A 25,088-nucleotide genomic window follows, 5' to 3' on the forward strand; every position below is an offset into this window, starting at 1 on the left:
ATTATTCCTAGTATTTATCACTCTAACACAGCAATTTGGCACTGTCTAGGATCCTGGCGGTAGCCTAGGCCTTGCTAACCCAGCGGACGAATTGCTATATAATACAAATGCCCGCTATTATAGAATTATATTTTTTACTTTTAACTTAGTCTTATGGTTTCACAACTAGATAAAACTAACGTCACTGAAATTATCTACCCCGATAGCGATGGTCAACCCATGGCCGATAATACCTTGCAATTTCGTTGGATTACGACGATTAAAACTAATTTAGACTGGCTATTTCGCCGGCAGTCTGATGTCTTTGTTGCAGGTGATTTACTCTGGTATCCTGTGGAAAATGATAATAAACTACGTCAAGCGCCGGATATCATGGTGGTTTTTGGGAGACCAAAAGGGGAAAGGGGTTCCTATCGACAATGACTAGAAAATCATATTAGTCCCCAGGTGGTTTTTGAAATCCTCTCTCCGGATAACACCCTCACGGAGATGTCCAAAAAACAGCTATTTTATCAGCGTTATGGGGTCGAGGAATATTATCTATATGATCCCCATAAAAATGATGCCAGTGCTTGGATAAGAGGCGAAAATCAGCTAGAAATTCTGGAAACTCTCGATAATTGGGTTAGTCCCCGTTTAGGTATTCGTTTTCAGTTAGGGGAACCGGAAATGTTGCTTTTTTATCCCGATGGACAAGCTTTCACCAGCTATAATCAGGAAAAACAACGAGCGGAACGATTAGCCAACAAACTGCGGGAATTGGGCATTAATCCTGACCAAATCTGAGAGGATGTTTCTTGGCTGCTATTAAAAACGGATTTGCTCTGAGAGTGCCTATTGACTAGAGGTAATACCGCGCTGACGTAATTGGTCGATAAAAAATTCTTCCAGGGAAGCACGAGCTAAATTAAGACTAATCAAGCGAGCATCGATACTAGACAGGGCAGCCAGAAAAGCATCGGGTTCTCCCTGTAGTTGTCCGTGCCAACAATTATCGCGCCAATGCAAACCGAGGAGCCATTGCTGTAGTTGATCCTCCCTACCACCTTGAACAATCACCTGATAGACATCAGCACGACCGAGAATTTGATCGAGGGAACCGACACAGAGTAATTCTCCCCGGGCTAACAGGGCAATGCGATCGCAAATTTGTTCCACATCGGAGAGAATATGAGAGTTAAAAAAGATGGTTTTCCCCCGTTGTTTGAGGGAGTGAATAATTTCTCGCACCTGATAGCGACCGATAGGATCTAGTCCCGACATCGGTTCATCGAGAAAGACTAATTCGGGATCATTGATTAATGCTTGAGCTATACCGATCCGTTGCATCATACCCTTAGAATATTGACGCAATTGTTTTTTCTGGGCAGTTTTGCGGTCTAATCCCACTAAATCCAATAATTCAGGAATGCGTTTGTTTTGCAGAAAAGAGGGAATTTGAAAAATGCTGGCGATTAATTGCAGGAATTCCCAGCCGGTGAGATAGTCGTAGTAGTAGGCATTTTCGGGAAGATAGCCGATGCGTTGCCTGACCGAGCGATCGCCAATTGGTTGACCGAGAATCAAGGCCCGTCCGGAAGTGGGTCGGACAATCCCTAAAAGGGTTTTTAAGAGCGTGGTTTTGCCGGCCCCGTTCGGGCCTAATAATCCAAAGGTTTCCCCCTCATGGACAATTAAAGTACAGTTTTTCAAGGATTCGATTTTTTTATTTAACCAGAATCCTGTCCGATAAGTTTTTTGTAAGTTTAACGTCTCTAGCACAGTTTGACGGCTGGTATTCGTCATTGTTTTGGAATCATCTGAGACAGAATACATGGGTCTGATATCCCTTTTCCGACACTTTGCCTTTATTATCCCCAAATTGTCAGCAGTAATGTCAAGGGTATCAAAATATCACGATTTTGGAACCCAGCAAAATTCCAACCAGTCTTGAGAAGGGGCATCAGTGCAGTTCCGGGCTAGGATACTAAATCCGGTTATTAAAGACTGATTATCTATTCCCTCTTTTGCCTTTTGCCCTTTGCCTTTTGCCTTTTTTAACTAGCCATCTCTGCCGCTAGTTTAGAAAATTGGTGTAACGTTGACACTTGAGCGGCAACTGGTACAATAGGGCGAACGCTTGCGGAAACCATACTCTTACACGAACACAGCATGAAACAACTCCTCAATTGCCTCAGTCCGCTGACAGTGGCCAGTGCAGCCACTATCGCTTTGGCCTACCCTAGCATCGCTCAAGTTAATCTGTCTGTTTATCCCGCTCCTTCCTCGTCGAACGAATCCATCGAATTATACGTTCCCCCGCCAGAAAACAATAACACCAATAATAATACCTGTACTCAATTGATTGGGGCAAATATCGATAAAATTATCAGTCAAGCTCCCAATCAGTGGGGTATATTAATCGAATCTATCGATCGCCAAACGGTTATTTATAGCCATAACGCTGATCGCTATTTTATCCCTGCTTCTAATACAAAGTTATTTACTACGGCTGCCGCTTTACAAGTGATGAACCCGGAGACGACAATTCAGAAAAAATCCCTGCGCGATTGGGTGAATATCACTAATCAGAGAAGTAATAATTTCTACGCCGACACTCTTTTTCGCTTTATCGGCGGTTCTAAAAGTGTTACTGCCATCTTGGCACAATTGGGCATCAATCCCAGTGGTTTTCGTTTAGCCGATGGTTGGGGATTATCCCGCCATAATACCGCTACTCCCCGCTCGATCGTGGAAATTTTGCGGGTGATGTATTATTCTCCTAATCGCGACACTTTCTATGCTTCCTTACCGGTAGCGGGAATTAGTGGCACCCTGAGAAACCGAATGCGTCAGACGGCCGCTACTGGCACAGTTTACGCTAAAACTGGCACTCTTACTGGTGTGCGGGCCCTATCGGGTTATCTAGAAAACCCCAACCAAGAACCGATGTTATTTAGCATTATCGTTAATAATCAACGGGTTTCCGGACAGGCTCTGGTGAAAGCGATCGATACTATTGTCCTACAGATGACCGAATCTCGTTCCTGTCAAGCTCAGTAAAGGTTAATAATAGCCATAATCTGCTTCAGTTTGGGTTTGGGTTTGGGGGGAGAGATATTCAAAATTAGAAGGATCTCGCAGAAAACGAAATATTTCTTCTTCGAGACGATGAATTAGATAGGGTTCTATGGAATTAGAATCGCGTAAACAGGCTAAATAGCCTTCAACGTATAGCCGGATCTCATCAAAACGTGAGCCACGGTGCCAAAGATCCACCATGTCATCGGTTAGTCTTTGATAGTAACGAATGGATTGGGTATCTTGGAGCATGGGCAGTAGAACAAAAAAGAGAGAGTGGGGGTAAGTTTGTATAGATAATACTAGGGAGAACTGCTATTCTTGGTCTCCCCTATCTCTATTGTACCCACCAAATCGGCAAAACACAGGCGAGGGTATTTTCAGTGATCAGTAAAGGGTGTGGGGTGTGGGGTGTGGGGTGTGGGGTGTGGGGTGTGGGGTGTGGGGAGAACAAAGCTGCCTTTTGCCTTTTGCCTTTTGCCTTTTGCCTTTTGCCTTTTGCCTTTTGCCTTCGTATAGATTATTCATGGTTTCTTTGTCTTTTTGCCCGTTCAATTTCTGCTTGTAGTTCTGCTATTTGTCGCTGCAATCTTTCGCTTTCGCTATCATTAGCATCAATATTAATTGAGCTTTTTACCCCTGTTTTGGCATAGTTTCCCTGGCGAATTTGACGATAGGATTCCGAGTTAAACCATTGCTGTAGATACTGGACTCTTTCCACGAAAAAAGGATGGTTAAAAAAGGAACCTTTACCGCCATTATAAATGAGAAATTTATAAATCTGGTTTAAGTTATCTTGGTCTAATTGTCGGTAGGCTTCCCCTTGACGAATAAATTCTTCTAAGTTGCATTCATGCAGATATTTTTGGCTTCCTCCTGCACATTTCATTAAAGTTCTCAGGACTAAATTTAAATCATCGGTAACTAATAAAGCGGCGCGGTCTGCTGATAATTCGGCTTTTCTGCGCCATTCATAAAAGGCATAAACTAGACCGGTAGTAATGGCTTTTCCTAGTCCTAAGGTGATGTCTCCAAGCAAATTAGCCGCCCCCATCACCCAAAAAGACATTTGAATTAAAATACTATGATCGCATTTTAAATGACCTAATTCGTGGGCAAGAATTACTCGAATTTCTTCTTCATCTAAGAGGTCTAAAAGGGCAGTATTAAAGACTATATAGGGATGTTCTGAACCCAAAGAATAGGCATTGGCTAAAGGGTTTTGACTGACATAAAGATTCGGTTCTGGGGACATATCTAAATCCCGCAGACATTGGCGATATATACCGTATAAAGTGGCGTATTGACGCGGGCCGACTTTTAGATCATTGCCCATTAATAAAATTTGCTGGGGACGTTCATAGAGATATTCGGAAAAACTTTTCGCTAATAAGTCAAACCCCGGAACTGATCTTAATGCTTGTTCAGCTTGCTGATCTAGGGGATGTTTAAAAGCTTGACTGGAAATATCAGGATAAGTTGGCATATTTTTTCAAGGAGAAAGGAAAAAAGGGAAAATAATAATTCAGTCGTTAATCAGACATAAACTGGTATTAATTGCCAAGTTTTTTAGATTTTCTTGCCAACTTTTTCGAGAGAAATGAAGGAGTTATAGTCGGGAACTACTTCTAGAAAACTCCGACTTTCTCAATAGGTTTTTAATTCTGCAAAATTGCGGATTCCAAAGTTGATTTGATTTCAGTGACATAGAATAGACCTGTGGGAGAAGTGAGCTTTTTTCTTGTTAACTATCTTTGGCAATAATTCCTAAATTTGATAACAAAGCTTGTAGGTTAGTTTGCACGGTAGCGGGTTGGTATCTCTTAATAGTTTCTAGGGAATTATCAGCGAGTTTTTGCCACAATTCCCTATTATCATAGAGTTCGATCACTGCGCAGGCAAATTCCTCGGCAGTATCGGCAATTAAAACATCCTGATGGTCGATTAATCCCATACCTTCGGCACCAATTTTTGTGGTAATAGTGGGTAATCCTAGGGAAAGACTTTGACCTATTTTACCCTTCATTCCCGCACCAAATCGCAGGGGAGCAACAAAAATCCGACTCTTTTGGAAATAGGGTTCTACTTCGGGAACATAACCGGTGACAATTACTTGATCACTGGCTAATTCCTTCACTTCATCCTTGAGGTTACTTCCCAATAAATTAACGGTAATATCGGGACGGGATGCCCAAACTAAGGGCATAATTTCTAAACATAACCACTTAACTGCATCAATATTAGGAGGGTGATTATAGCTGCCAATAAATACTAAACCCGATCGCTGGTCAAAGGCAACTTTTTCTGACAGGGAAATTTCTTCATGGATATTGGGGATTACCCAAACATTTTTCACTCCTAAAGAGGATAATACCTGCTTTTCGTCTTCGGTTACTACCACGGTTGCTTCCGCTTGGTTAGCATAGTTTAACTCTAATTTCTGATAGGTTTGCCAACTCCAGCTAGTATTTTGATAACTGGGATCGAGATAGTCTTTTTGTCGTTTTAAACGTAGAAAATGCAGGTCAATTGTATCATAAATAATTGGTGCTTTTGTTTTTAAGCGAATTAAGTCCATATACTTATCGCACAATTCGGGCCGACACAACCAAACTCCATCTATCAGAGGTAAATATTTGATTAATTTTTCTTCTAGATTATATCTTTGCGGTGTGCCATAAATAACTTCAATTCCCAGCTGTTGCAGGACAGAAGTATAGGGTTGTTCAGGATAGCCATTATCGGGAAAGAAAATCACTGAATAGCCTAAATTGAGCAGTAGCTTAAGAATATTTAATAAACGCACACAGCCGGACTCTCGATCGTATAGTGGCACATAGGAATCGATGACTAAAATTGTCGGTTTTCCTTGTAAACGTCGGGCAGCTTTCGGTACATTATTAGCATCGTTATCTAGGTGTTTAGTTAATACCTTTGACCATTTTTCTCGAAACTTAGTTTGATTAATAACTTGATATTGTTTGATCCCACTGGAAAGGTCTGTTCCCGAGGTGATTCCTTCGTAGTGAATGACGTTAGATTGGGGTTGATAGAGGACTTGATAACCCAATTCTCGGAGGGCAAAACATAAGTCTGTATCTTCGTAATACGCGGGGATAAAGTCTTGACAAAAACCACCTAATTGCTTAAATAAGTTCGTAGGAACTAATAAACTGGCCCCCGAACAATAGTCCACGGGACGCACATAATTATATTCTGGTTCATCGGGACTATCTAAGCGTCCATAATTCCAACCATCGGCAGAATTCCAGATAATTCCCCCCGCTTCTTGTTGTTTACTATTAGCATAAATTAACTTGGAACCCACCGCACCAACTCGGGGATTATTGATGATTAATTTTAATAAACTTTCTAGACAATTTTCTAGAATTCTAGTGTCGTTATTGAGAAAATATAGGTATTGACCTTTTGCTTGACTAGCCCCATAATTACAGGAACGAATAAAACCAGAGTTTTCTGCATTAGTTAATACTTTAATTCCTTTAATTAAAGTGGCTAATTGTTCTAAGGTTTCATCGCTGGAAGCATCATTAACAATGATTATTTCATAAGCTAAATCAGAACCTAGGTTAACACTTAAGGATTCCAAACAGTTAAAGGTGTAGGCAAATTGGTTATAAACAGGAATAATAATTGAGACTAAAGGATTGTCACTGCTGGCAATTTCTAGGGGCCGGGGTTCGGCTAATTTAGCACTTTCGATCACCTGTTCTTCAAATTCAGAGGAACTCTTTCCTGTGAGAATTTTAATAATTTTTCGTTTCGTCTTTTTGAGTGCTGGTTTCCATCCTTCCTCTTGGAGACTAAAGACAAATTTTTTGAGTAGTTTTTTAACTTTGAAAATAATCATTATTACCATAAATACTCCTCTAGAGAAAACCAATCTTGTGCTAAATTTAAATCTCTTTCTGCTCTAACAATAGCTCCTTCCTTTAATTGTTGCTTGAGGTAGTTTCTCTGTTGTTCCATAATATATAATTTAATCGCTTCATTAATTAAACTATTATATTCTTTTTCAGGATAATCACTACTTGTCAACCATCGATCGAGAAGTTCCATGGTATCTTCAGGGAGAGTTATCTGAAGTTGTCTGGCCATTTTGTCTTTTCTAACCATATCTAGGCAATAACAATTATAAACCCCTAGAGCGATTTTAGTTGCTGTCGGGATAAATTCTCGGGGCTGCGGCGATTAATTTTTGGGTGTAGGGGTGTTGGGGATGGCTAAAAATCTGTTCAGTGTCACCCATTTCAACAATTTTACCCGCAGTCATCACCGCAATTCGATCGCAGAGGAATCTCGCTAACCAAAGATCATGAGTTATAAATAAATAAGTGAGATTAAATAACTTTTGTAACTCTAACATTAACTCTAAAACCTGTGTCTGAACACTAGCATCAAGCATACTAACTGGTTCATCACAAATAACTAATTCCGGACGAGTAATTAAAGCGCGAGCAATGGCTACCCTTTGCTGTTGTCCTCCCGATAACTCCCTAGGATAGCGTCGATAAAATTCCTCTACTGGTGTCAAACCGACTCGATCTAACATTTCTAAAACCTGTTTTTTTGCCGTTTCTAGACTAATTTTTTGATGGATCAAAAGCGGATCGGCGATACTTTCTCCCACCGTCATTAGAGGATTAAGACAAGCGAGAGGATCCTGAAAAATCATCTGCATTAAGCGCCGTTTGGGACGCATTTTTTCCCCCGACAAAGGGGTTAAATCTTCTCCTAAAAATTCCACTTTTCCCCCAGTGGGTTTAATTAACTGTAATAGGGTTCGCGATAGGGTACTTTTCCCACATCCCGACTCCCCAACTAAACCGAAAATTTCCCCTCGATACAGTTCAAAATTCACTTCATCCACCGCTTTAATAAATTTCTTTTCTTTTTTTAAAAAACTATCTAAAAAGTTACCTTCTAGGGTATAATACTGTTTTAAATTGTCCACCTTTAACACCGTTTCTTTGCCTTGAATTGCTGTTGATTTTTCCTCCCGTAACTGTAGGTGTAAAGCAGCGGACAAAAGAGAACGAGTGTAGGGGTGTTGAGGTGTATTAAAAACTGTTTTTATCGCTCCCGATTCGACAATTTTGCCCCCCTGCATCACCGCTAATTGATCGCAATATTCTCCCACCATCGCTAAATCATGGGAAATTAACAATAATCCCATCTGTTCCTCGCTGCATAAACGCTTTAATTCCCGCAGAATTTCCGCCGAAACTGTCACATCTAAACTGGTGGTGGGTTCATCGGCAATAATTAACTTAGGGTTTAATAATAAAGCTAAAGCAATAGCCACTCTTTGCCGCATTCCCCCGCTAAATTCGTGAGGATATTGGGACCAACGATTAGCGGGAATTTTTACTTTTTCTAGGACGGTACAAGCTTGACTTTTAGCTTGACGATAGGTTAAATTTCCTCGATGAGCTTGCAAGGTTTCCACACAATGATCGCCAATAGTCATCAGCGGATCCAGTCGCGTCATCGGATCTTGAAACACTAATCCCACCGCTTCCCCGCGAAACTTTTCTAACTGTTTGCTAGACAAAGATAAAAGCGATCGCCCTTCAAAGGTAATCTCACCTTCCACATGAGTGTGATTAGGTAATAACCTTAAAATAGCCTTACCGATGGTCGATTTTCCACAACCAGATTCACCCACTAATCCCAGAGTTTCCCCTTTGCCTATACTAAAAGATACCCCATCGATCGCCCAAGAGGGAGAACTTAATTCGGTCGGGTAGGCAATTTTTAGGTCTTTAATTTCCAACATGAGGCGATCGGTAAGGATAAAAGTTAGGACTTAGGGTCAAGTATGCCACACAAATGGCGATCGAGCATTTAATTACTAATCGACAACTGCCCCTAACAAAACCCGACAATACCCCTTTAAAGTTGCCACTCGATCGCTAATTATCTGTAAACGCTTCTCCCGTCCTTGCCGGGCTGAGGCCAAAAAAAACCAGTCCGTCTCCAGCAATCGCCAGGATCGATATAGTTCCGTCTGGACCGCGCGCCAACGATTAGCGACTTCTGGGCTGAAATTGTCATCATTTAGTGACAATATCTCCCCTGCTAGACAGGTTTGTAAAGCTTGAAAAGATTTTGATCCCGTGGGGACATCCCCATCCAGAAGGGCAAGACTGAAATCCTCCAGTTTTCTTAACAAAGATTCGTAGGCTTGACGGTAATTTTTCGGTAGCATCCAATACAAAGCGCGTTAGAATTTGTTACATAAGATTAACGATTTGTCTTCACGGTTGCAAGTCCTCCTCCTGACTGGAGACAAAAACTTAAAAGAATCTCGCCTTTTTCGCCGATAAGTCCGATTCCAGTGTTAGAAAATTAAGCAGTCTGGCATCCCTTCGGCCTAATAATTTTCTATTTATCTGTCTCCACCACCCCTATTATCCCCCTGATCTAACCATGAACGCCATCACTGCCCCCCAACCAGAAATCCTCACCGCCCTTCCCCGGGCCACGGAACCGAAAAAAGCGTTAGTTTTACCCGATTGGCTGCAAGAATGCCTAATTAACCACGAAAACGACCCTCAGAATCCCGATATCGATTTAATCTGTCGGGCCTTTAATTTCGCCTACAAACTCCACGAGGGACAGTATCGCAAATCTGGGGAACCCTATATCGCCCATCCCATAGCCGTGGCGGGATTACTGCGGGATCTCGGGGGTGATGGGGCAATGATCGCGGCAGGATTCCTTCACGATGTGGTGGAAGATACGGAAGTCACCCCCGAAGAAATCGAGGCTAGATTCGGTGTTGAGGTGCGTAATTTGGTGGAAGCGGTGACAAAACTCTCCAAATTCAACTTTTCTAGCAAAACTGAACGGCAAGCGGAGAATTTTCGCCGAATGTTCCTGGCGATGGCTCAAGATATCCGCGTCATTGTGGTAAAATTAGCCGATCGCCTGCACAATATGCAAACCCTCGAACACCTTAACCCGCAACAGCAGCAACGCATCGCCCTCGAAACTAGAGAAATCTTTGCTCCTCTGGCTAACCGTTTAGGGATTGGGCGATTTAAATGGGAATTAGAGGATTTATGCTTTAAATACCTCGAACCCGATGCTTATCGCGCCGTGCAGTTATTGGTATCGGAAAAACGCATTGATCGAGAGGCCCGCATCGAAACCGTTATTAACACATTGCGGGAAAAATTGCAAGAAATTGGCATAAAAGTTCTTGATTTACAAGGTCGCCCCAAACATCTCTACGGCATCTATCATAAAATGCACAATCAGGGCAAGGAATTCGAGCAGATTTATGATATCGCCGCCGTCCGCATTATCGTCGAAACTAAAGAAGAATGTTATCGTTGTTTAGCCATAGTTCACGACCAATTTACCCCGATTCCCAACCGTTTTAAAGACTATATCGGTTTACCAAAAGCTAACCGTTATCAATCCCTCCATACCACCGTTGTTGGGTTAAATGCCCGCCCCCTAGAGGTGCAGATTCGCACCCTAGAAATGCACCATGTTGCTGAATACGGGATTGCAGCCCATTGGAAGTATAAAGAAACCGGTTCTAGTCAGACAACTTTAACCGCCGAGGATGAAAAATTCGCTTGGCTGCGTAATCTTCTCGACTGGCAAAAAGACCTGAAAGATGGCCAAGAATACATGGATGGCCTAAAAAATAATTTCTTTGAAGAAGATATCTATGTTTTCACCCCTAAAGGTGATGTGGTGGCCCTGGCCCAAGGTGCGACACCGGTAGATTTTGCCTATCATATTCATAGCGAAGTAGGTAATCAGATGAAAGGGGCAAGAATTAATGGTAAATGGTCAGTTCTTGATGCTCCCTTGCAAAATGGTGATCTGGTGGAAATTCTCACCAGCAAAAATAGTCACCCTAGTTTAGATTGGTTAAATTTTGTCGTTACTCCTAGCGCCAGAAATCGCATCCGGCAATGGTACAAAAAATCGCGCCGAGAAGAAAATATTAGCCGAGGTCGTGATTTATTAGAGAAAGAATTGGGGAAAACTGGCTTCGATGCCCTGCTGAAATCGGAACGAATGCAATCGGTGGCTAAACAGTGCAATTATGTGGCAGTAGATGATTTATTGGCGGCTTTGGGTTACGGCGAAGTTACCCTAAAAAATGTGGTTAATCGTCTGCAAGAAACAGTTAAAAATCAACAGGAAATTTTAACAGCTAAAAATCCGCCCGATGTCCTGACTGATGCCCAATTGATTCTACCACCTCCTCCCGTTCAAAGGGCTTTACCCGTCAGTAAATCACCGATCGCCGGTGTGGAGGGATTAGTCTATCGTTTAGCCGGTTGTTGTTGTCCTTTACCCGGAGAAAATATTACTGGTATAGTCGCCCATGCGGGGGAAGGTATTGTTATTCACCGTCAAGGCTGCTCGAATGTGGAAAGAGCCGAAGCTGAACGCTTAATTCCTGTTAGTTGGAATCCCGTAGATGAGCAGGGACGTTATCCAACTTATCCGGTAAATATTCAGATTGAAGTGATTGATCGCGTCGGGGTTTTAAAAGATATTCTCTCTCGTTTAAGTGACCAAAATATTAACGTTCGCAATGCCGGAGTTAAGACTAATTTCGGTAAACCCGCTTTAATTTCCCTGAAAATTGAAGTAAAAGACCTGCAACAATTTGAACGCTGTGTTAGTCAAATTAAGCTGATGAGCGATATTTTAAACGTTCGTCGCACCAGTCAGGTAAAAAGCGATCGAGAGTAGGGTGAACCTGAAATTGCTACTCATATCCCCCAAACCCCGGACCGCCTTAGCTTTGGAAGTGGGATGCTGACACTGACTAAAACCATGATGGCAATATCGGCACTTTTTGTCACCGAACAGCGTAGGATCGATAATTAATCTGAGCGCAAAAATCCCTATGTTATTATCCCTACTGTCAGTCATCAGTTTTCTGATCAGTTTTCTGGTGGTTGCCCTGATTAAACAACGTTTTAGTCAACAATTGTTAGATATTCCCAATGAGCGTAGCAGCCATAGTCAACCCACACCTAGGGGGGGTGGACTCGGTTTTGTCGTCGCTTTTGCTCTGACCGGCGGCCTCAGTTATTTTCTCCTTCCTCCTTCCCTACCTCTCATTCCCCTGTGGTTGTCCCTGACTCCTTTGATTATTATCGGCCTTCTCGATGATCGTCGCGGTATTCCCTCTAGTATTCGCTATTTAGTGCAGTTATCCTCCGCTAGTGTTGCGGTTACTTTTTTCGGTGCTTTTCCCCAATCGTGGCTATTAGATTTGGGTTTTGTCGGCAAAATTTTGGCTATTATTCTCACAATTATCGGCCTGACTGCGATCATTAATTTTTATAATTTTATGGATGGTCTCGATGGCTTGGTGGCTGGGTGTACGGCGGTACAATTAGGATTTCTCGCTCTCTATTTTCAGCAACCAATTTTATGGCTTTTAGTGGCAGCTTTAGGCGGTTTTCTCCTCTGGAATTGGTCGCCAGCGAAAATTTTTATGGGCGATGTGGGTAGCACCAGTCTGGGGGCAATTGTCGCTATAGTTTTACTTAATAACCAGGGCGATCAAGGTCAAGCTTGGTCAGCTTTGACTATCACTTTTCCTCTGATTGGTGATGCTATTTATACCCTGATTTGTCGATTATTTAGAAAGGAAAATATCTTCCAAGCTCACCGCAGTCACCTTTATCAAAGATTACAAAAGTCTGGCTTGTCTCATTCACAAGTAGCGATTATTTATATGGTGGTAACTCTCCTGATTGCTATTAGTGTTAACTACTTAGGAAACCTAGGAGCATGGCTGAGTTTACCTCTGATTCTAGGATTAATTGTTATCGGAGAAATTTATCTGAACAGGAGAGTTAGCGAGCATAATTTAGCGGTGACAAGAAAAGAATAAAATTTTTATTGCTATGGCTCCTGGAGTAAAACCAAGAGAATGTTATACTAAATCCTCGTGAAAGATTATAGGAAAAGGGGGGGAAGAGCAGAAGTAATCACTCAAAAACTGATGGTTTTAATCCAGCCAAAACAGAGCGATTCACCTATTATCCCTCCTAACCAAGAGAAAAGAAAAAATTAATATTTATCGGCCGAGGTTAGCTGATACGATTAAGGGGATGACTATCATTCCAAGGTCAATGAGCGCAAGAACGTTATTCGATAAAGTCTGGGACGCACACACGGTTAAGATTCTTCCCAGTGGACAGACACAATTATTTATCGGACTGCATCTAGTCCATGAAGTCACCAGTCCCCAAGCTTTTTCGATGCTAAGAGAAAGGGGTTTAAAAGTATTATTTCCTAGACGGACTATTGCTACCGTCGATCACATCGTCCCCACCGAAAATCAGGCGCGTCCTTTCCTTGACGATTTGGCTGAGGAAATGATCCGGGCGATCGAAACTAATGTTCAAACCAATCATATTCCTTTCTACGGCATCGGTTCCGGCAATCAGGGCATAGTTCATGTGATCGCTCCTGAACAGGGCCTAACCCAACCGGGGATGACGATCGCCTGTGGTGACTCCCACACCTCCACCCACGGTGCTTTTGGGGCGATCGCTTTTGGCATCGGCACTTCCCAAGTACGCGATGTTCTTGCTACCCAAACCCTATCCCTATCAAAATTAAAAGTGCGTCGAGTGGAGGTAAACGGCGATTTAAATCCTGGTGTCTATGCTAAAGATGTAATTCTCCATATTATTCGTCAATTGGGCGTTAAAGGCGGTGTTGGTTACGCCTACGAGTATGCTGGTAGTACAATTGAACGGATGTCCATGGAAGAAAGGATGACGATTTGTAACATGGCGATCGAAGGTGGGGCCCGATGTGGTTATATCAACCCCGATCAAATCACCTACGATTACCTCAAAGGTCGTGATTTTGCGCCGAAAGACTGGGAAAGTGCGGTTAATTGGTGGGAAAGCATTAAAAGCGATGCCGATGCGGTTTATGACGATGTGGTGGTCTTTAATGCCGGCGAAATCGAACCCACCGTTACTTGGGGGATCACTCCGGGCCAAGGAATCGGGGTTAACGAAGTCATTCCCACTCCCGATAGTTTACCAGCAAGTGAAAGAGCGATCGCAGAGGAAGCCTATCAATACATGAAACTCACCCCCGGCGCCCCGATTAAAGGCACAAAAATCGATGTCTGCTTCGTCGGTAGCTGTACTAACGGCCGGATCAGTGATCTGCGCGAAGCGGCCAAATTTGCCCAAGGTCATCGTGTGGCCCCCCATGTGAAAGCTTTTATCGTACCTGGTTCCGAAAGAGTCAAAAAACAGGCGGAAGCGGAAGGATTAGACCAAATTTTCCTAGCATCGGGCTTTGAATGGCGCGAGGCGGGCTGTTCCATGTGTTTAGCCATGAATCCTGATAAATTGCAGGGAGATCAGATCAGCGCCTCCTCCTCCAATCGTAACTTTAAAGGTCGTCAAGGTTCCGCTTCCGGGCGTACTTTGTTGATGAGTCCGGCGATGGTGGTAGCGGCAGCAATTAAAGGGGAAGTCACCGATCCCCGGGAGTTGTTACAGTAGTTATCTCAATGGTGAGATAGGAGTCAGGCTTCGGCCGTGAGATCAGCGTTCGACCGAGCGTTCGACAAAAGCTCACGCCGAAGTCTCACGCCGAGGTCCGAACGGAGTCAGGAGATTATTTTTATTGGTTCTCCCTTCTCCCTTCTCCCTTCTCCCTTCTCTACAATAATTACTCGCAACCAGAAATACCTTGTGTTTATATCATACTTTGTGCTTTTTGTCAAAAAAACTTTTTTTTTGCAATAAAACTACATAAAAAAAAGATCATCGTTGTGGGTGAGATTGACTAATTTACCGGTTTTAATTAGGATCACCTTCTAGGTGTGGCAAGGGTTTCAACCATTGCTGGCCAAAAAAGCACAGATCAAACCATTGTGAAATTCTATCAAATCGCTGTACCCATTATAACGTCGTTGTTAAATAAAAATCTTTCTCAATTAATTCTTAAGAATTTATAAATATTGCGGAAGGTTAATTTAAATATTCTCAAGTTTTTGCAGTAAATCAATAATTTTTACTTATCTTTGTCCAACATTGGGTTAGAAGTCAGTTATCAGTTATCAGTTATCAGTTATCAGTTATCAGTTCACTGAGAAAACTCCCCACTTCCCACTTCCCACTCTCTTTTAATTTGACTGCCATAATTGCCAAGCTTTAACGAGATTTCCCCCCATCAAGGCAGCCACTGCATTTAAAGTCTTAATTTCCTCACTATCGGGATTTAATTTTCTTGCCTGATCTAAGACTTTTTGGGCTGCTTGCGGTTGCCAATCGTAGAGATAAATAAAACCTTGATAAGCATAATGATAGGGATTATGGGGGTCAATTTTAATCATTTCCTCCGTGGCTTTTATTGCCCCTGCCACATCCTGTTGTAGTACCTTAGAAATTGCTAATCCGTAGGCTAAAGATAATTTATCGGGGGGGTTTTGTTGCTGTAAACGATAGGAAAAGGCCTTGTCTGCTTGCAGCACATAATCCTGAATCGAATCGTATTGATTGATACGATTAGTTAACTCAAAAATTGGTTCAATACCCGTTAATCCTTGGCCAATATTAGCAGACTTTAAGCGCAATTGGGTCACTAAATCTAATTGGGGCGTTGCTAACTTGGCAACTTGAGGATCGATGGTAATTTCAGCATTAGTTTTAATCGGATAGGTTTCGCCAGTTTCCCGATTGAGATAGACAGCATATAAGCGATAAACTCCGGGGGTTGCTGCCGACTGCATGGCAGTTTTTTCAGTGACTTCAAAACTATTTTGTTGCTCTTCTGGAGTTAATTTTTTTGCCATTAATCCCCCCATAGCAATACCATGATCGTGCATCCAATAATCCTTCCCGTCCACTTCTTGCCAAGTTAAAATTACTATCCCTGACTTTAATTGTTGCCAGTCTCCTGCCCATTTGTAAACCACAGGAATTGGTTGATTAGGAGATGCTTTTTCAGCAATGGCAATCTCTCTTAATTCCACCCGTTTTGGCGCATTTTCAAGGGGTTTAACCGTGACGGATGGGTCTATTTTACGGTGTAGGGATAGGGTACTATCATCCGGTAGCTGCCAAGTTTTTTCCACTTGGAAATCTGAACCAGTGGCGACTCGATTAACAATTTTTTTCTGGACATCGGGGACGGAACCCTGTTCACCAGTTTTAGTTAAAAACCAATCTAAAGAATTGACATCCTTTTCGATATCTTCTTCCCTAACTCCCACCTGTCTCCCAGCAACCTGGAAATTATGTTTACCACCGTAGAAAGAGAAGGTATGTTGATTTAATTCGGGGGTGGAAGGTAAAACCCCTAGAGTGCTGCGAAGATAGGGAGAATCGGCTAGAATCTCTTTAACTACTTCTTCGTGCTGCCAACCAGTTTTTAAATAGGGATGGTGTTGTAATTCGGGACTAAAAACGTTAGTAATTATATCTCCCCCCAAGGGGAATAAATTTAAGCTGGTGAGGATAGCGGCAATGGTTATCGTTCCCCAACGGATAGCGGGGGCAAAACGACCTCGCCAAGATAATAAACCGACGGATAAAATTAAGGATAAAGTCGGTAAAAGCGGCAAAATATAACGAGCATCTTTATTGATGTTGAGGGATGATAATAGATATCCCCCCAGCAGAAAAACTCCTAACCAAATCCACACAGGACGATTAACCTTATCTTCAGTTTTTCTATGACGTAATGAGATTAATAATCCGACCACGGGAACTAATAATAATACCCAAGAAAGAAAATAGGGTAAAACTTGGGCGTAAAATGTCCAGGCATCAGGACTGGTAAGAGGCGGATCTCCCTCCAAAATTGCCGAATCTACCGTGGCACGTTTGCCCGCAGTTAACATTAATAACCAATTCGTCCGATACCAGGGAAACATTAACAATGCTGCCGTCAAAAAACTCAGCATTAGTTGTGCTAGATTGCCCCAACGTTTTCGCCGGAGATTTTCGCCCAATACCCACAAAATCGGTAAAAAGAGGAAAAATAGGGCGGTTTGTTTGACTAACATCCCTAAACCGAAAGAAATCCCGAAAGCGATCGCTTTTAGCCAGCTTTTACCACTAAATCGCCACCATGTCAAGCAGAAGTAAGAAAACGTTACAATTGCCGCTAAGGGAAAATCTAAGAGATATTCGAGGCGATAATAGTATAAACCTGGGAGAAATTGACAGATTAAGACTGCCCAGAGTGCTACAGTCCCATTAAAGAGGATAATTCCCAATCCGTACACAGAAAAGAGCAGTAGGGCGCTATAGATAGCCATTACCCACATACCCGCGTCAACGCTAATACCAAAGAGATTAAAGAAGGGAATCGTTAAAAGATAGGTTAAAGGGGGAATTTTCGGGGACATTAGCCATAAACCGCGCCACCAATCCCCATCAAACCAGCGCGGATTTTGGAAAGCTTGGGTATAGATAATCCCACCGTTGAGATAATCGGCCTGATCCCAAGCAGGAATAGTATGATCGAGACTAAACCAGAATCTATCGACTAATATCCCCAATATCCATATAATAGTGACAATAATTAACCCCTGTCTTCCATCTAGCGATCGCTTCAAAATGACTTCTCCCTAGTGCAACTCTCAATTATTCTGCCACGCTCTCAAGCGACCCTGAAAAAATCGCCAGCGAGAAACACCAGACCGATCGGGTAAAATAAAGATTTAGTGAAAAATTGTAACAGGAACTTGACAAATGCGAGTGGTGATCGTTGGTGCAGGGTTAGCGGGAATGGCAACAGCTATCGATCTGGTCGATGCGGGCTGTACAGTAGAAATCTTAGAATCTCGTCCCTTTGTCGGTGGAAAAGTCGGTAGTTGGGTAGATGCGGACGGTAATCACATCGAGATGGGCTTGCACGTCTTTTTTGGTTGTTACTATAATCTTTTTGAGTTAATGAAAAAAGTGGGCGCTTTTCAATCCCTACTACTCAAAGAACACACCCACACTTTTATCAACGAAGGGGGAAAAATCGGCGAATTAGACTTTCGTTTTGCCGCAGGTGCGCCTTTTAACGGTTTAAAAGCCTTTTTTACCTCCTCCCAACTCTCGGCAGCCGATAAAATCTTTAATTCTCTGGCCCTAGGTACCAGTCCCATCGTCCGCGGTCTGATAGACTTTCAAGGAGCGATGAAAACGATTCGGGATCTGGACTCGATTAGCTTTGCCGATTGGTTTCGTAGCCATGGCGGTAATGAAGGCAGTTTAAAAAAAATGTGGAATCCGATCGCCTATGCGTTAGGATTTATCGATACGGAAAATATCTCGGCCCGTTGTATGCTGACGATTTTCCAATTTTTCGCCGCTAAAACCGAAGCTTCCGTCCTGCGGATGTTGGAAGGTTCCCCCCACGAATACCTGCATAAACCGATTATTAACTATCTGGAGGCCCGGGGCGCCAAAATCTCTACCCGTCGTCAGGTGCGGGAAATTCTCTATTCTGGAGAGGGCGAAAATCTGCAAGTTAATGGCATGATCGTCGCTAACGGAGAAACCACAGAAACTATCACCGCAGATGCCTATGTTTGCGCTGGTGATGTCCCCGGTATTCAGCGTCTTATTCCCCAAGATTGGCGGAAAATGCCGATTTTTGACAATATTTTCCGACTAGAAGCTGTTCCCGTCGCCACGGTACAATTGCGTTTTGACGGTTGGGTGACGGAGTTAAATGATGCCGAAAAACGCCGACAACTGCAAAAAGCGGTGGGAATTGACAATCTTTTGTACACCCACCAAGCGGATTTCTCCTGTTTTGCAGATCTTGCTCTCACCAGTCCTAGGGATTATTATCGCCCCGGAGAAGGTTCTTTATTACAGTTGGTTTTAACCCCTGGGGATCCTTTTATTAAAGCTAAAAATGAAGATATCGCCCAGCACGTTTTAGCGCAGGTCCATCAGTTATTTCCCTCCTCGCGGGAGTTAAAGATGACTTGGTTTAGTGTGGTGAAATTGGCCCAGAGTCTCTATCGGGAAGCACCCGGGATGGATGTCTATCGTCCCTCCCAAGCGACTCCTATTGCTAACTTTTTCCTTGCCGGTAGTTATACCCAACAGGATTACATTGATAGCATGGAAGGGGCCACTTTATCGGGTAAACAGGCAGCCAGGGCCATCTTACAACAGGCCGAGCGCTGGAAATCTTTAGCGACGGTTTGAGCAAACAGCCGGCAATCTCCTCTCTTGAGAAGGGATTGCCTTTTACCTGATCTCAACCAGTAATTTAAATACGCAGGCAGCTGATTCTCTCTTGGGTTTGGTGGGTAAAATGTATTTTAAGATACAGTCCTGCTGGCGAGGGAGTGGAAGGAACCACAAAGACACAAAGAACACAAAGATTGAGCGCTCCTATATAAGTTAAACTGATCACACAAAGAAGAAGAGAGCCGATTTTACCTATCCACAACTAGAATACTAGAACTACTGAATAGAACGCCATATCTTTAATTGTCAAGGCTGCTCCAATATGAAAGATCGAGCCAATTCCCTGTATGAATCCGACTTCTACGGCTGGACGGAGCTACAAGCGAAAGCTCTAGCCAACCGACAGGTAGAAGCTCTGGACTGGCAAAACTTACGGGAGGAAATCATTTCCTTGGGTAAACAAGAATATCGAGAACTGGTGAGCCGTCTAACCGTTTTGGTAGGACATCTTCTCAAATGGGAATATCAGCCGGATAAACGTTCTCGCAGCTGGTTTTTGACGATTAGAGAACAGAGACGAGGGATCAGACGGCATCTACAGGGCAATCCTAGTTTAAAATCCCAGATACCGACGGCTTTATCCGATGCTTTCGAGGCCGGAGTCGATTTGGCTTTACGCGAGACGGATTTACCGATACGGACTTTTCCCTCTCACTGTCCCTTCACCTTCGAGGACATCATGGCCGACCATTTCCTCTGCGATACGAGTCAGGATTGGTCGTAAATTTAACGGTTATACCGCCTCGACGGGTATCTGTATCTCAACAAGTAATTTAAATACGCGGGCAGCTGATTCTTTTTTTTACTCTCTCCCCTCAATAATTTTAATTTCTTCCTCGCTTAATCCATAGAGTTTATAAACAATTATATCAATCAATTCATCGGTGGTGCTTAATTGTTGTTTTAGGGGTAAAAGTTTATCTAGACTGGTTTTATATTCTTTTTCTAGGGTTTCCTGTATTTGACGATCGAGTAAGTTAACGCTAATTTTCTTTTTGTTTTTTTTCAGTATCTCCCACAGTTGATCGCAGCTAAGATGGGGTTCGCTTTTTTGGTAGTCACCGAGATAGTTTTGGATTTTTGATTTGTTGGTTAAATTATTGATCTCACTGCCGATTATTCTCTCTAAATATCTTAAAAAGCTTTTGATTTCTTTTTGTTTTTCCCGATTTATCTCGATCATCTGTTCTGCTAAGTAGGACAGAATATCATGGACTATATCGGTTTCTTCTCTCCTAATATGTTCCTCGATTTCTTTTAATATTTCTTGCTTTTCTTGATAACTTTTGATAAGTTTCTCTAAGCAATGTTGACGGCGATCTCTATTGGTGTTAAAAGATATTTTAGGAATAAAAATTACGTTTAGTTCGTAGGCATTAATATGATTAGTCGTACTTGTAAGGCTGAATCTCCATTCCAATAATTTTGAATTTAAAAAAGCTAGAACTGTTTCTAGTTTATATTGTGTATCTACAATATAACCAACTGTGTCAGAACAAAAAAATCCCTCTTGAATAGTTGTTGCTATTATCCGTCGATAATTATCGATTGCTGCACCTCTTTGATAGGCGATTCTTCTCTTTAAATGATCGTATGCTTTAACTTCTTTATTTGTACCACGTTTTTCAAGGAATTTTGTTTTATTTAAATACACTGGGTTTCCTTGTTTTGGCTTTTCGTAAAACTCATAACGACCTATATGCGCTCCACGAAGAACTATTTCACCTGGAGGATCATCTGATATAAATTCTTTGAATTGCTGATTGAACATAATCTCTCCAGGAGTCGGATAACCAATGGTTTTAAATAAAACACATCTAGGATTTTCACATAGGTTTAATAACAATTTCCAAGACTCCTGATTGACTGTTGGTATAGATAAATTATCAGGATCAAATTTATCGATTTTTTCAGCATTAGCATAATATCGACGAGAATGATCTAGAATATCTTTGCCCTCATGAGTTCTCATCGAGAAATCTAGCGGTAATATGCCATTAAAAAGAACATACACACAAGTGGATAATTTTGCTTCACGAAAAACCCGATTATTGGGGTCATCTTTTTGCGGAAAAGCTTCAATACATATCAAACTGGTTTTTTGTAAAAGCTTACGTCTTAACTCAAATGTAAAACGATCACCTAGCAGTGACATAGGAACAATAAAGCTATGATAGCCATTTTTCTTAGCGAGACTTATAGCTTTGGCAACAAATAAACGATATAAGTTAACTCTAAATGCTCTAGCTTCTTTATAAATTTCTGTATTATCTATAAATTGTTTTTCGTCAATTACTCTACCGAGAGCGGATTCTGACAATTCATCATAAGGAGGATTACCGATTACTGCATCAAAACCGGGGTTATCCTTCCAAGAAGCGGAATCAAGATCGATAAAAACTTCAGGAAATTCCAGATCCCAATGAAAAAAACGCTTACTTTTATATAAACTAGCTGCCTGGTCTAAAATTCCTTGATCTGAACGGGGTAACTTATCCCAATTAATTGCCGATATATTACCACCGTAGCGCTGCAGAAACTCGATAGCAGTTTTAACCCCAAAAAAGCGAGAAAGGAAAACATCTAATAAACGCTTGTAGGGTTTAGCTTGACTATCAAAATCACGGAATAACTGTTCACTTGTTTCCACTTCAGCAAAAGTCGCATCGCTGAGGGTACTAATTCCCCGCATAATTTCCGCGGCCCGAAGTAACCCAACAAAAGGGCCAGTTAAAAGAGTTAATTGACCACTTTCTTCCTCGATCATAGCGGCTTCTGCGTCCTTGGCGGTAGTTCCGATCAGAGAATTACCACAACGTAAATGATGATCCAAAAAACTCAAAGGTGCGCCCACTGTGAAAGAATGTAACCAGAGACTAACCTTGGCCAATTCTACAGCCATCGGATTGATATCCACCCCATAAATACAGCGCTTCATCACCACTCTCTGTAATAATTGCGTGGGTTCAAGGGTGGGAGAATCGAGAATAATTCCCTGTTGTCGGAGATTGTCGATAATATTTTGTCGGGTGGTTTCCAACATGGTTAAAACGGGATTATCTTCGGGATAAAGATTGAGAATCTGGATTAACTCATCGGTGAGATAGTCCACTGCTTCTACTAAAAAATGTCCGCTTCCCATGGCGGGGTCACAGAGTTTAAGATCAAGTAAGGTGGTGATCGCTTTTTTTTCTAAGCGTTGTAGCTCTTTTTCTAATCCCTGCTGACTGAGATTTCCTAAACGTCTATCGCTGCTTTCTTGTCTTCGGGTGGCGATTTCTGTCATCACATCCCCGAACTGTCGCGCTCTTTGCTCTAAAATTGGTTTGAGGGTATGACTGACAATATATTTAACAATATAATCGGGAGTGTAATAGGAACCGGTGGCTTTTCTTTCTCCCCGATCATTTTCCAGATGTACCGATTCCCCCTCAATCACGATGCGATATTCCAGTAATCCCTCGTAAATTGATCCTAACTGTCGCACACCTAAAAAACTATAGTCGATCGGCTGTCCCTCAAAACGTGCTAACTTGTCTAAGATGGGCGCTAAAACCGCATCGGATAACTTGTATTGACCGAGAAAACAATTCACCCGGCCTTCTTCCATGTCAAATAAACCCCCGTTGTAACGAGGTACGGCTAAATTAGCATCCCCTCGATCGACAATGCGAAATAAACTGAGGAGAGCATCGTATATTCCCGTCGAGGTGCCACTAAAGACCTGCTGACGATCGATTTTAACGGCAATTTCTCGCGTCTTTTGCAATAAGCTGTAATCGCGATAGTCTCCCCTCACCGGCAGCAAGTCCCGCGCTTCTGCATAAAGAAGAAATAATAATTTATACAGCAGGGATAAACTCGCCTCATACAATAAATCTGGCTGTATGTCTGTATTTAATGATACAAAACCCTTAGAAATATCGGGAAAAATGCGATCAAAGACTAACTCTTTTAACTCGTTACCCACTCTGGTGGCATAGGTGGTACTTCCCTCCCGGACCCGTTCAAGGAAATTCTGACCGTGAATATCCTTAATAAAAGCCTCTTGACGGAAAAATAACCAGAAATACCGAAATTTTTGCCGGTCTCCCCCTTCTAATAGTTCCATCAAGTCCACTGGATAAAATTCCGTGGCTGTGGAGGACGCTTGACGGTAATATAAGCGCCATTCTCGACCATTGGTGAGAATACCCCAATCTACTCCCGTCCCCGTTAGATAATTGGTGATCTGAAAGGAAGGATTACTATTTTTCCAGATATCTCGCTGATCATTCTTAGAAACGTCACTAAGAGAACGTTGCCAGTATTTGGCCTCAGCGATCGCTAAAACTTGACGATAAAAGGCTTTTTCATTATTCTGGAGAGCATAGGCTTGATAACGGTCATTTTCTGTGGCAAATAGGGCATAATCTGGCCTTTCTGACCTTCCTTTTCCCCTACTGCTTACTTGCGGTATATAACTAAAACCGAGAATTTCTAGAATCGGTTGTATTAATTCCGCTTCCGTTTGCGCTTCGTTAAGAGTCGGCAAAATCGCCTTTTTTTGTTGATAAAGACTCTCTAAGCGGCCAAATGCCACGGATACATCCTCTTGCCATTCCGGAGAATCCGGCAGCCGATGCTCAAGATAGTGTTGAGAAAAAAGTGGTTTATTGCTTGCTTGTCCTGACATGGCCGATTATCCTAACATTGAGGGTATCTAGCCTAAAATTGAAGGGTTTGCAGGCAGGCACGGATTCCCATCATACAAGAATTATATGTCAAGTCTCCGATTTTGTCAAGGGTTTTGGTTAAAAAAAAATCGCCAAGACTTACCACAGCCGCAGGCTTGAATCGTAACTTATATAATGGGGATAAAAATTAAAATCCTTTTGATTTCAAGCTACCGACTGAACTGTGGTAGTCATCGATGACTGATAACTGGTAACTAAATGACCCCCCAAGCAATCCCTAAACTCAATCATTTGCCCTCTGCCCTAGCCAGAGAGGGAGCCGTCTGCCTAGAATTAGAAGATGGAGTTGCTATATTTCGAGCTTCCACTGCCGTTCAGACTCGGATTGAAGAATTACTCCAACTAGAGAAAGAATCAGCAATTACCCCCGCACAAAAGCAAGAACTCGATGCCTACGAAGAAATTGACGACTACCTCAGCTTTGTCAATCGTACCTTGCGGAATCTCAGCAAAAACCCCTCTTGATGTCTAAAAAGTTTTCCTCAGATTATTATCGTCTCTGATTCAGAGCAGGGTATCTAGCCTAAAAATGAAGAGGTCGCAGGCAGGCACGGATTCCCATTATACAAGAATTATATGTCAAGTCTCCGATTTTGTCAAGGGTTTTGGCAAAAAAAAATCGCCTCTGGGAGGCGGGGGTGAAAGGTATCACCCCAGGGAAATATTAAACGCCAAAAGACTTACCACAACCGCAGGTTTGACTAGCGTTGGGATTAGTGAATTGGAAACCACCGCCGATCATCGCGTTGCTGTAATCTAACATGAGACCGTAGAGATAGAGCAGACTTTTCTTATCAGAGACAATTTTAAAGCCATCGTAATCGAAAACCTCATCTTGGGGGCCAATATTGCTAGGATGCTCAAAATCCATCATATAGGACATTCCCGAACAACCACCCTGACGCACACCCACGCGCAGACATAAATCCTTGCCCTGTTGCCGTTTGAGCATGGTAAGGTGTTTGAGGGCAGCCTCACTGAGTAAAATTCCTTTTCCTTGAATCTGAGTAGCTTGTGTCATCTTTAGCAGGAACTC

The 25,088-nt window shown here is 42.4% G+C and carries 17 protein-coding genes and 1 pseudogene; 8 read left to right on the forward strand and 10 right to left on the reverse strand.

Going from position 1 to position 25,088, the window contains the following annotated elements; translation table 11 throughout:
* Window positions 1–153 precede the first annotated feature (153 nt).
* Window positions 154–786, forward strand: a pseudogene (locus MiAbW_RS12155) (Uma2 family endonuclease).
* A 48-nt stretch (window positions 787–834) separates the two neighbouring features.
* Here the strand turns inward: MiAbW_RS12155 and MiAbW_RS12160 are convergent.
* Window positions 835–1,815 (reverse strand): ABC transporter ATP-binding protein, encoded by a 981-nt coding sequence (locus tag MiAbW_RS12160; protein WP_151696333.1) that lies wholly within the window; start codon window positions 1,813–1,815, stop codon window positions 835–837.
* Window positions 1,816–2,151: 336 nt separating this feature from the next.
* Between MiAbW_RS12160 and dacB the strand changes: the two genes are divergently transcribed.
* A complete protein-coding gene (gene dacB, locus MiAbW_RS12165; protein WP_151696334.1) occupies window positions 2,152–3,042 on the forward strand; it encodes a D-alanyl-D-alanine carboxypeptidase/D-alanyl-D-alanine endopeptidase in 891 nt (296 codons plus the stop codon).
* A gap of 3 nt (window positions 3,043–3,045) precedes the next feature.
* Here dacB and MiAbW_RS12170 read toward each other — a convergent pair whose 3' ends face one another.
* The 6 genes from MiAbW_RS12170 to patD all read right to left on the reverse strand — a co-directional run bounded on the left by MiAbW_RS12170 (window position 3,046) and on the right by patD (window position 9,292).
* A complete protein-coding gene (locus MiAbW_RS12170) occupies window positions 3,046–3,312 on the reverse strand; it encodes a DUF6761 family protein (RefSeq protein WP_045356196.1) in 267 nt (88 codons plus the stop codon).
* 268 nt (window positions 3,313–3,580) lie between these two features.
* Complete coding sequence (locus MiAbW_RS12175) at window positions 3,581–4,546, reverse strand: M48 family metallopeptidase (protein WP_151696335.1); 966 nt, start codon at window positions 4,544–4,546, stop codon at window positions 3,581–3,583.
* Window positions 4,547–4,804: 258 nt separating this feature from the next.
* Window positions 4,805–6,940 carry a glycosyltransferase gene (locus MiAbW_RS12180; protein WP_151696336.1) on the reverse strand — a complete coding sequence of 712 codons (2,136 nt, stop codon included), beginning with the start codon at window positions 6,938–6,940 and terminating at the stop codon, window positions 4,805–4,807.
* Window positions 6,934–7,179, reverse strand: a complete 246-nt coding sequence (locus tag MiAbW_RS12185; RefSeq protein WP_151696371.1) for a hypothetical protein — start codon at window positions 7,177–7,179, stop codon at window positions 6,934–6,936. The genes MiAbW_RS12180 and MiAbW_RS12185 overlap by 7 nt, the downstream gene beginning before the upstream one ends.
* 55 nt (window positions 7,180–7,234) lie before the next feature.
* The gene (locus MiAbW_RS12190; RefSeq protein WP_151696337.1) at window positions 7,235–8,860 is read right to left on the reverse strand and encodes a dipeptide ABC transporter ATP-binding protein; all 1,626 of its coding nucleotides are present in this window, start codon (window positions 8,858–8,860) and stop codon (window positions 7,235–7,237) included.
* A 75-nt stretch (window positions 8,861–8,935) separates the two neighbouring features.
* Window positions 8,936–9,292 carry a heterocyst frequency control protein PatD gene (gene patD, locus MiAbW_RS12195; protein ID WP_151696338.1) on the reverse strand — a complete coding sequence of 119 codons (357 nt, stop codon included), beginning with the start codon at window positions 9,290–9,292 and terminating at the stop codon, window positions 8,936–8,938.
* Window positions 9,293–9,513: 221 nt separating this feature from the next.
* On the opposite strand from patD, the gene MiAbW_RS12200 reads away from it, so the two are divergent.
* From MiAbW_RS12200 to leuC, 3 genes are all read left to right on the forward strand, one after another.
* Window positions 9,514–11,811, forward strand: a complete 2,298-nt coding sequence (locus MiAbW_RS12200) for a RelA/SpoT family protein (protein WP_151696339.1) — start codon at window positions 9,514–9,516, stop codon at window positions 11,809–11,811.
* Window positions 11,812–11,968: 157 nt separating this feature from the next.
* Window positions 11,969–12,967, forward strand: coding sequence for an MraY family glycosyltransferase (locus MiAbW_RS12205; protein WP_151696340.1), 999 nt, complete (start codon window positions 11,969–11,971; stop codon window positions 12,965–12,967).
* Window positions 12,968–13,208: 241 nt separating this feature from the next.
* A complete protein-coding gene (gene leuC / locus MiAbW_RS12210; protein ID WP_151696341.1) occupies window positions 13,209–14,609 on the forward strand; it encodes a 3-isopropylmalate dehydratase large subunit in 1,401 nt (466 codons plus the stop codon).
* Window positions 14,610–15,235: 626 nt separating this feature from the next.
* Here leuC and MiAbW_RS12215 read toward each other — a convergent pair.
* Window positions 15,236–17,674, reverse strand: a complete 2,439-nt coding sequence (locus tag MiAbW_RS12215; protein WP_151696342.1) for a glycosyltransferase family 39 protein — start codon at window positions 17,672–17,674, stop codon at window positions 15,236–15,238.
* A gap of 136 nt (window positions 17,675–17,810) precedes the next feature.
* Here MiAbW_RS12215 and zds point away from each other — a divergent pair, with 136 nt between their 5' ends.
* Both zds and MiAbW_RS12225 read left to right on the forward strand, forming a co-directional pair.
* Window positions 17,811–19,271 carry a 9,9'-di-cis-zeta-carotene desaturase gene (gene zds, locus MiAbW_RS12220; RefSeq protein WP_151696343.1) on the forward strand — a complete coding sequence of 487 codons (1,461 nt, stop codon included), beginning with the start codon at window positions 17,811–17,813 and terminating at the stop codon, window positions 19,269–19,271.
* Window positions 19,272–19,578: 307 nt separating this feature from the next.
* On the forward strand, window positions 19,579–20,040 hold the full coding sequence (locus MiAbW_RS12225) for a DUF29 domain-containing protein (RefSeq protein WP_151696344.1): 462 nt from the start codon (window positions 19,579–19,581) through the stop codon (window positions 20,038–20,040).
* 78 nt (window positions 20,041–20,118) lie between these two features.
* Here the strand turns inward: MiAbW_RS12225 and MiAbW_RS12230 are convergent, their stop codons facing one another.
* Window positions 20,119–23,991 (reverse strand): Eco57I restriction-modification methylase domain-containing protein, encoded by a 3,873-nt coding sequence (locus tag MiAbW_RS12230; RefSeq protein WP_151696345.1) that lies wholly within the window; start codon window positions 23,989–23,991, stop codon window positions 20,119–20,121.
* A gap of 259 nt (window positions 23,992–24,250) precedes the next feature.
* Here MiAbW_RS12230 and MiAbW_RS12235 point away from each other — a divergent pair, with 259 nt between their 5' ends.
* The gene (locus MiAbW_RS12235; RefSeq protein ID WP_002773197.1) at window positions 24,251–24,517 is read left to right on the forward strand and encodes a hypothetical protein; all 267 of its coding nucleotides are present in this window, start codon (window positions 24,251–24,253) and stop codon (window positions 24,515–24,517) included.
* Window positions 24,518–24,716: 199 nt separating this feature from the next.
* On the opposite strand, the gene MiAbW_RS12240 is transcribed toward MiAbW_RS12235, so the two are convergent.
* Window positions 24,717–25,073, reverse strand: a complete 357-nt coding sequence (locus tag MiAbW_RS12240) for an iron-sulfur cluster assembly accessory protein (RefSeq protein WP_151696346.1) — start codon at window positions 25,071–25,073, stop codon at window positions 24,717–24,719.
* Between the last annotated feature and the right edge of the window lie 15 nt (window positions 25,074–25,088).

The organism is Microcystis aeruginosa NIES-4325, assembly GCF_008974145.1.
GTDB classification, from domain to species: domain Bacteria; phylum Cyanobacteriota; class Cyanobacteriia; order Cyanobacteriales; family Microcystaceae; genus Microcystis; species Microcystis aeruginosa_G.

Bases quoted from the DNA above. Each gene is read 5' to 3' on its own strand.
- MiAbW_RS12230 (WP_151696345.1), bottom strand. From the start codon at position 23,991: ATGTCAGGACAAGCAAGCAATAAACCACTTTTTTCTCAACACTATCTT.
- patD (WP_151696338.1), bottom strand. From the start codon at position 9,292: ATGCTACCGAAAAATTACCGTCAAGCCTACGAATCTTTGTTAAGAAAA.
- MiAbW_RS12235 (WP_002773197.1), top strand. From the start codon at position 24,251: ATGACCCCCCAAGCAATCCCTAAACTCAATCATTTGCCCTCTGCCCTA.
- leuC (WP_151696341.1), top strand. From the start codon at position 13,209: ATGAGCGCAAGAACGTTATTCGATAAAGTCTGGGACGCACACACGGTT.
- MiAbW_RS12205 (WP_151696340.1), top strand. From the start codon at position 11,969: ATGTTATTATCCCTACTGTCAGTCATCAGTTTTCTGATCAGTTTTCTG.
- MiAbW_RS12170 (WP_045356196.1), bottom strand. From the start codon at position 3,312: ATGCTCCAAGATACCCAATCCATTCGTTACTATCAAAGACTAACCGAT.
- MiAbW_RS12240 (WP_151696346.1), bottom strand. From the start codon at position 25,073: ATGACACAAGCTACTCAGATTCAAGGAAAAGGAATTTTACTCAGTGAG.
- MiAbW_RS12160 (WP_151696333.1), bottom strand. From the start codon at position 1,815: ATGTATTCTGTCTCAGATGATTCCAAAACAATGACGAATACCAGCCGT.
- dacB (WP_151696334.1), top strand. From the start codon at position 2,152: ATGAAACAACTCCTCAATTGCCTCAGTCCGCTGACAGTGGCCAGTGCA.
- MiAbW_RS12180 (WP_151696336.1), bottom strand. From the start codon at position 6,940: ATGGTAATAATGATTATTTTCAAAGTTAAAAAACTACTCAAAAAATTT.
- MiAbW_RS12200 (WP_151696339.1), top strand. From the start codon at position 9,514: ATGAACGCCATCACTGCCCCCCAACCAGAAATCCTCACCGCCCTTCCC.
- MiAbW_RS12175 (WP_151696335.1), bottom strand. From the start codon at position 4,546: ATGCCAACTTATCCTGATATTTCCAGTCAAGCTTTTAAACATCCCCTA.
- MiAbW_RS12190 (WP_151696337.1), bottom strand. From the start codon at position 8,860: ATGTTGGAAATTAAAGACCTAAAAATTGCCTACCCGACCGAATTAAGT.
- MiAbW_RS12185 (WP_151696371.1), bottom strand. From the start codon at position 7,179: ATGGCCAGACAACTTCAGATAACTCTCCCTGAAGATACCATGGAACTT.
- MiAbW_RS12225 (WP_151696344.1), top strand. From the start codon at position 19,579: ATGAAAGATCGAGCCAATTCCCTGTATGAATCCGACTTCTACGGCTGG.
- zds (WP_151696343.1), top strand. From the start codon at position 17,811: ATGCGAGTGGTGATCGTTGGTGCAGGGTTAGCGGGAATGGCAACAGCT.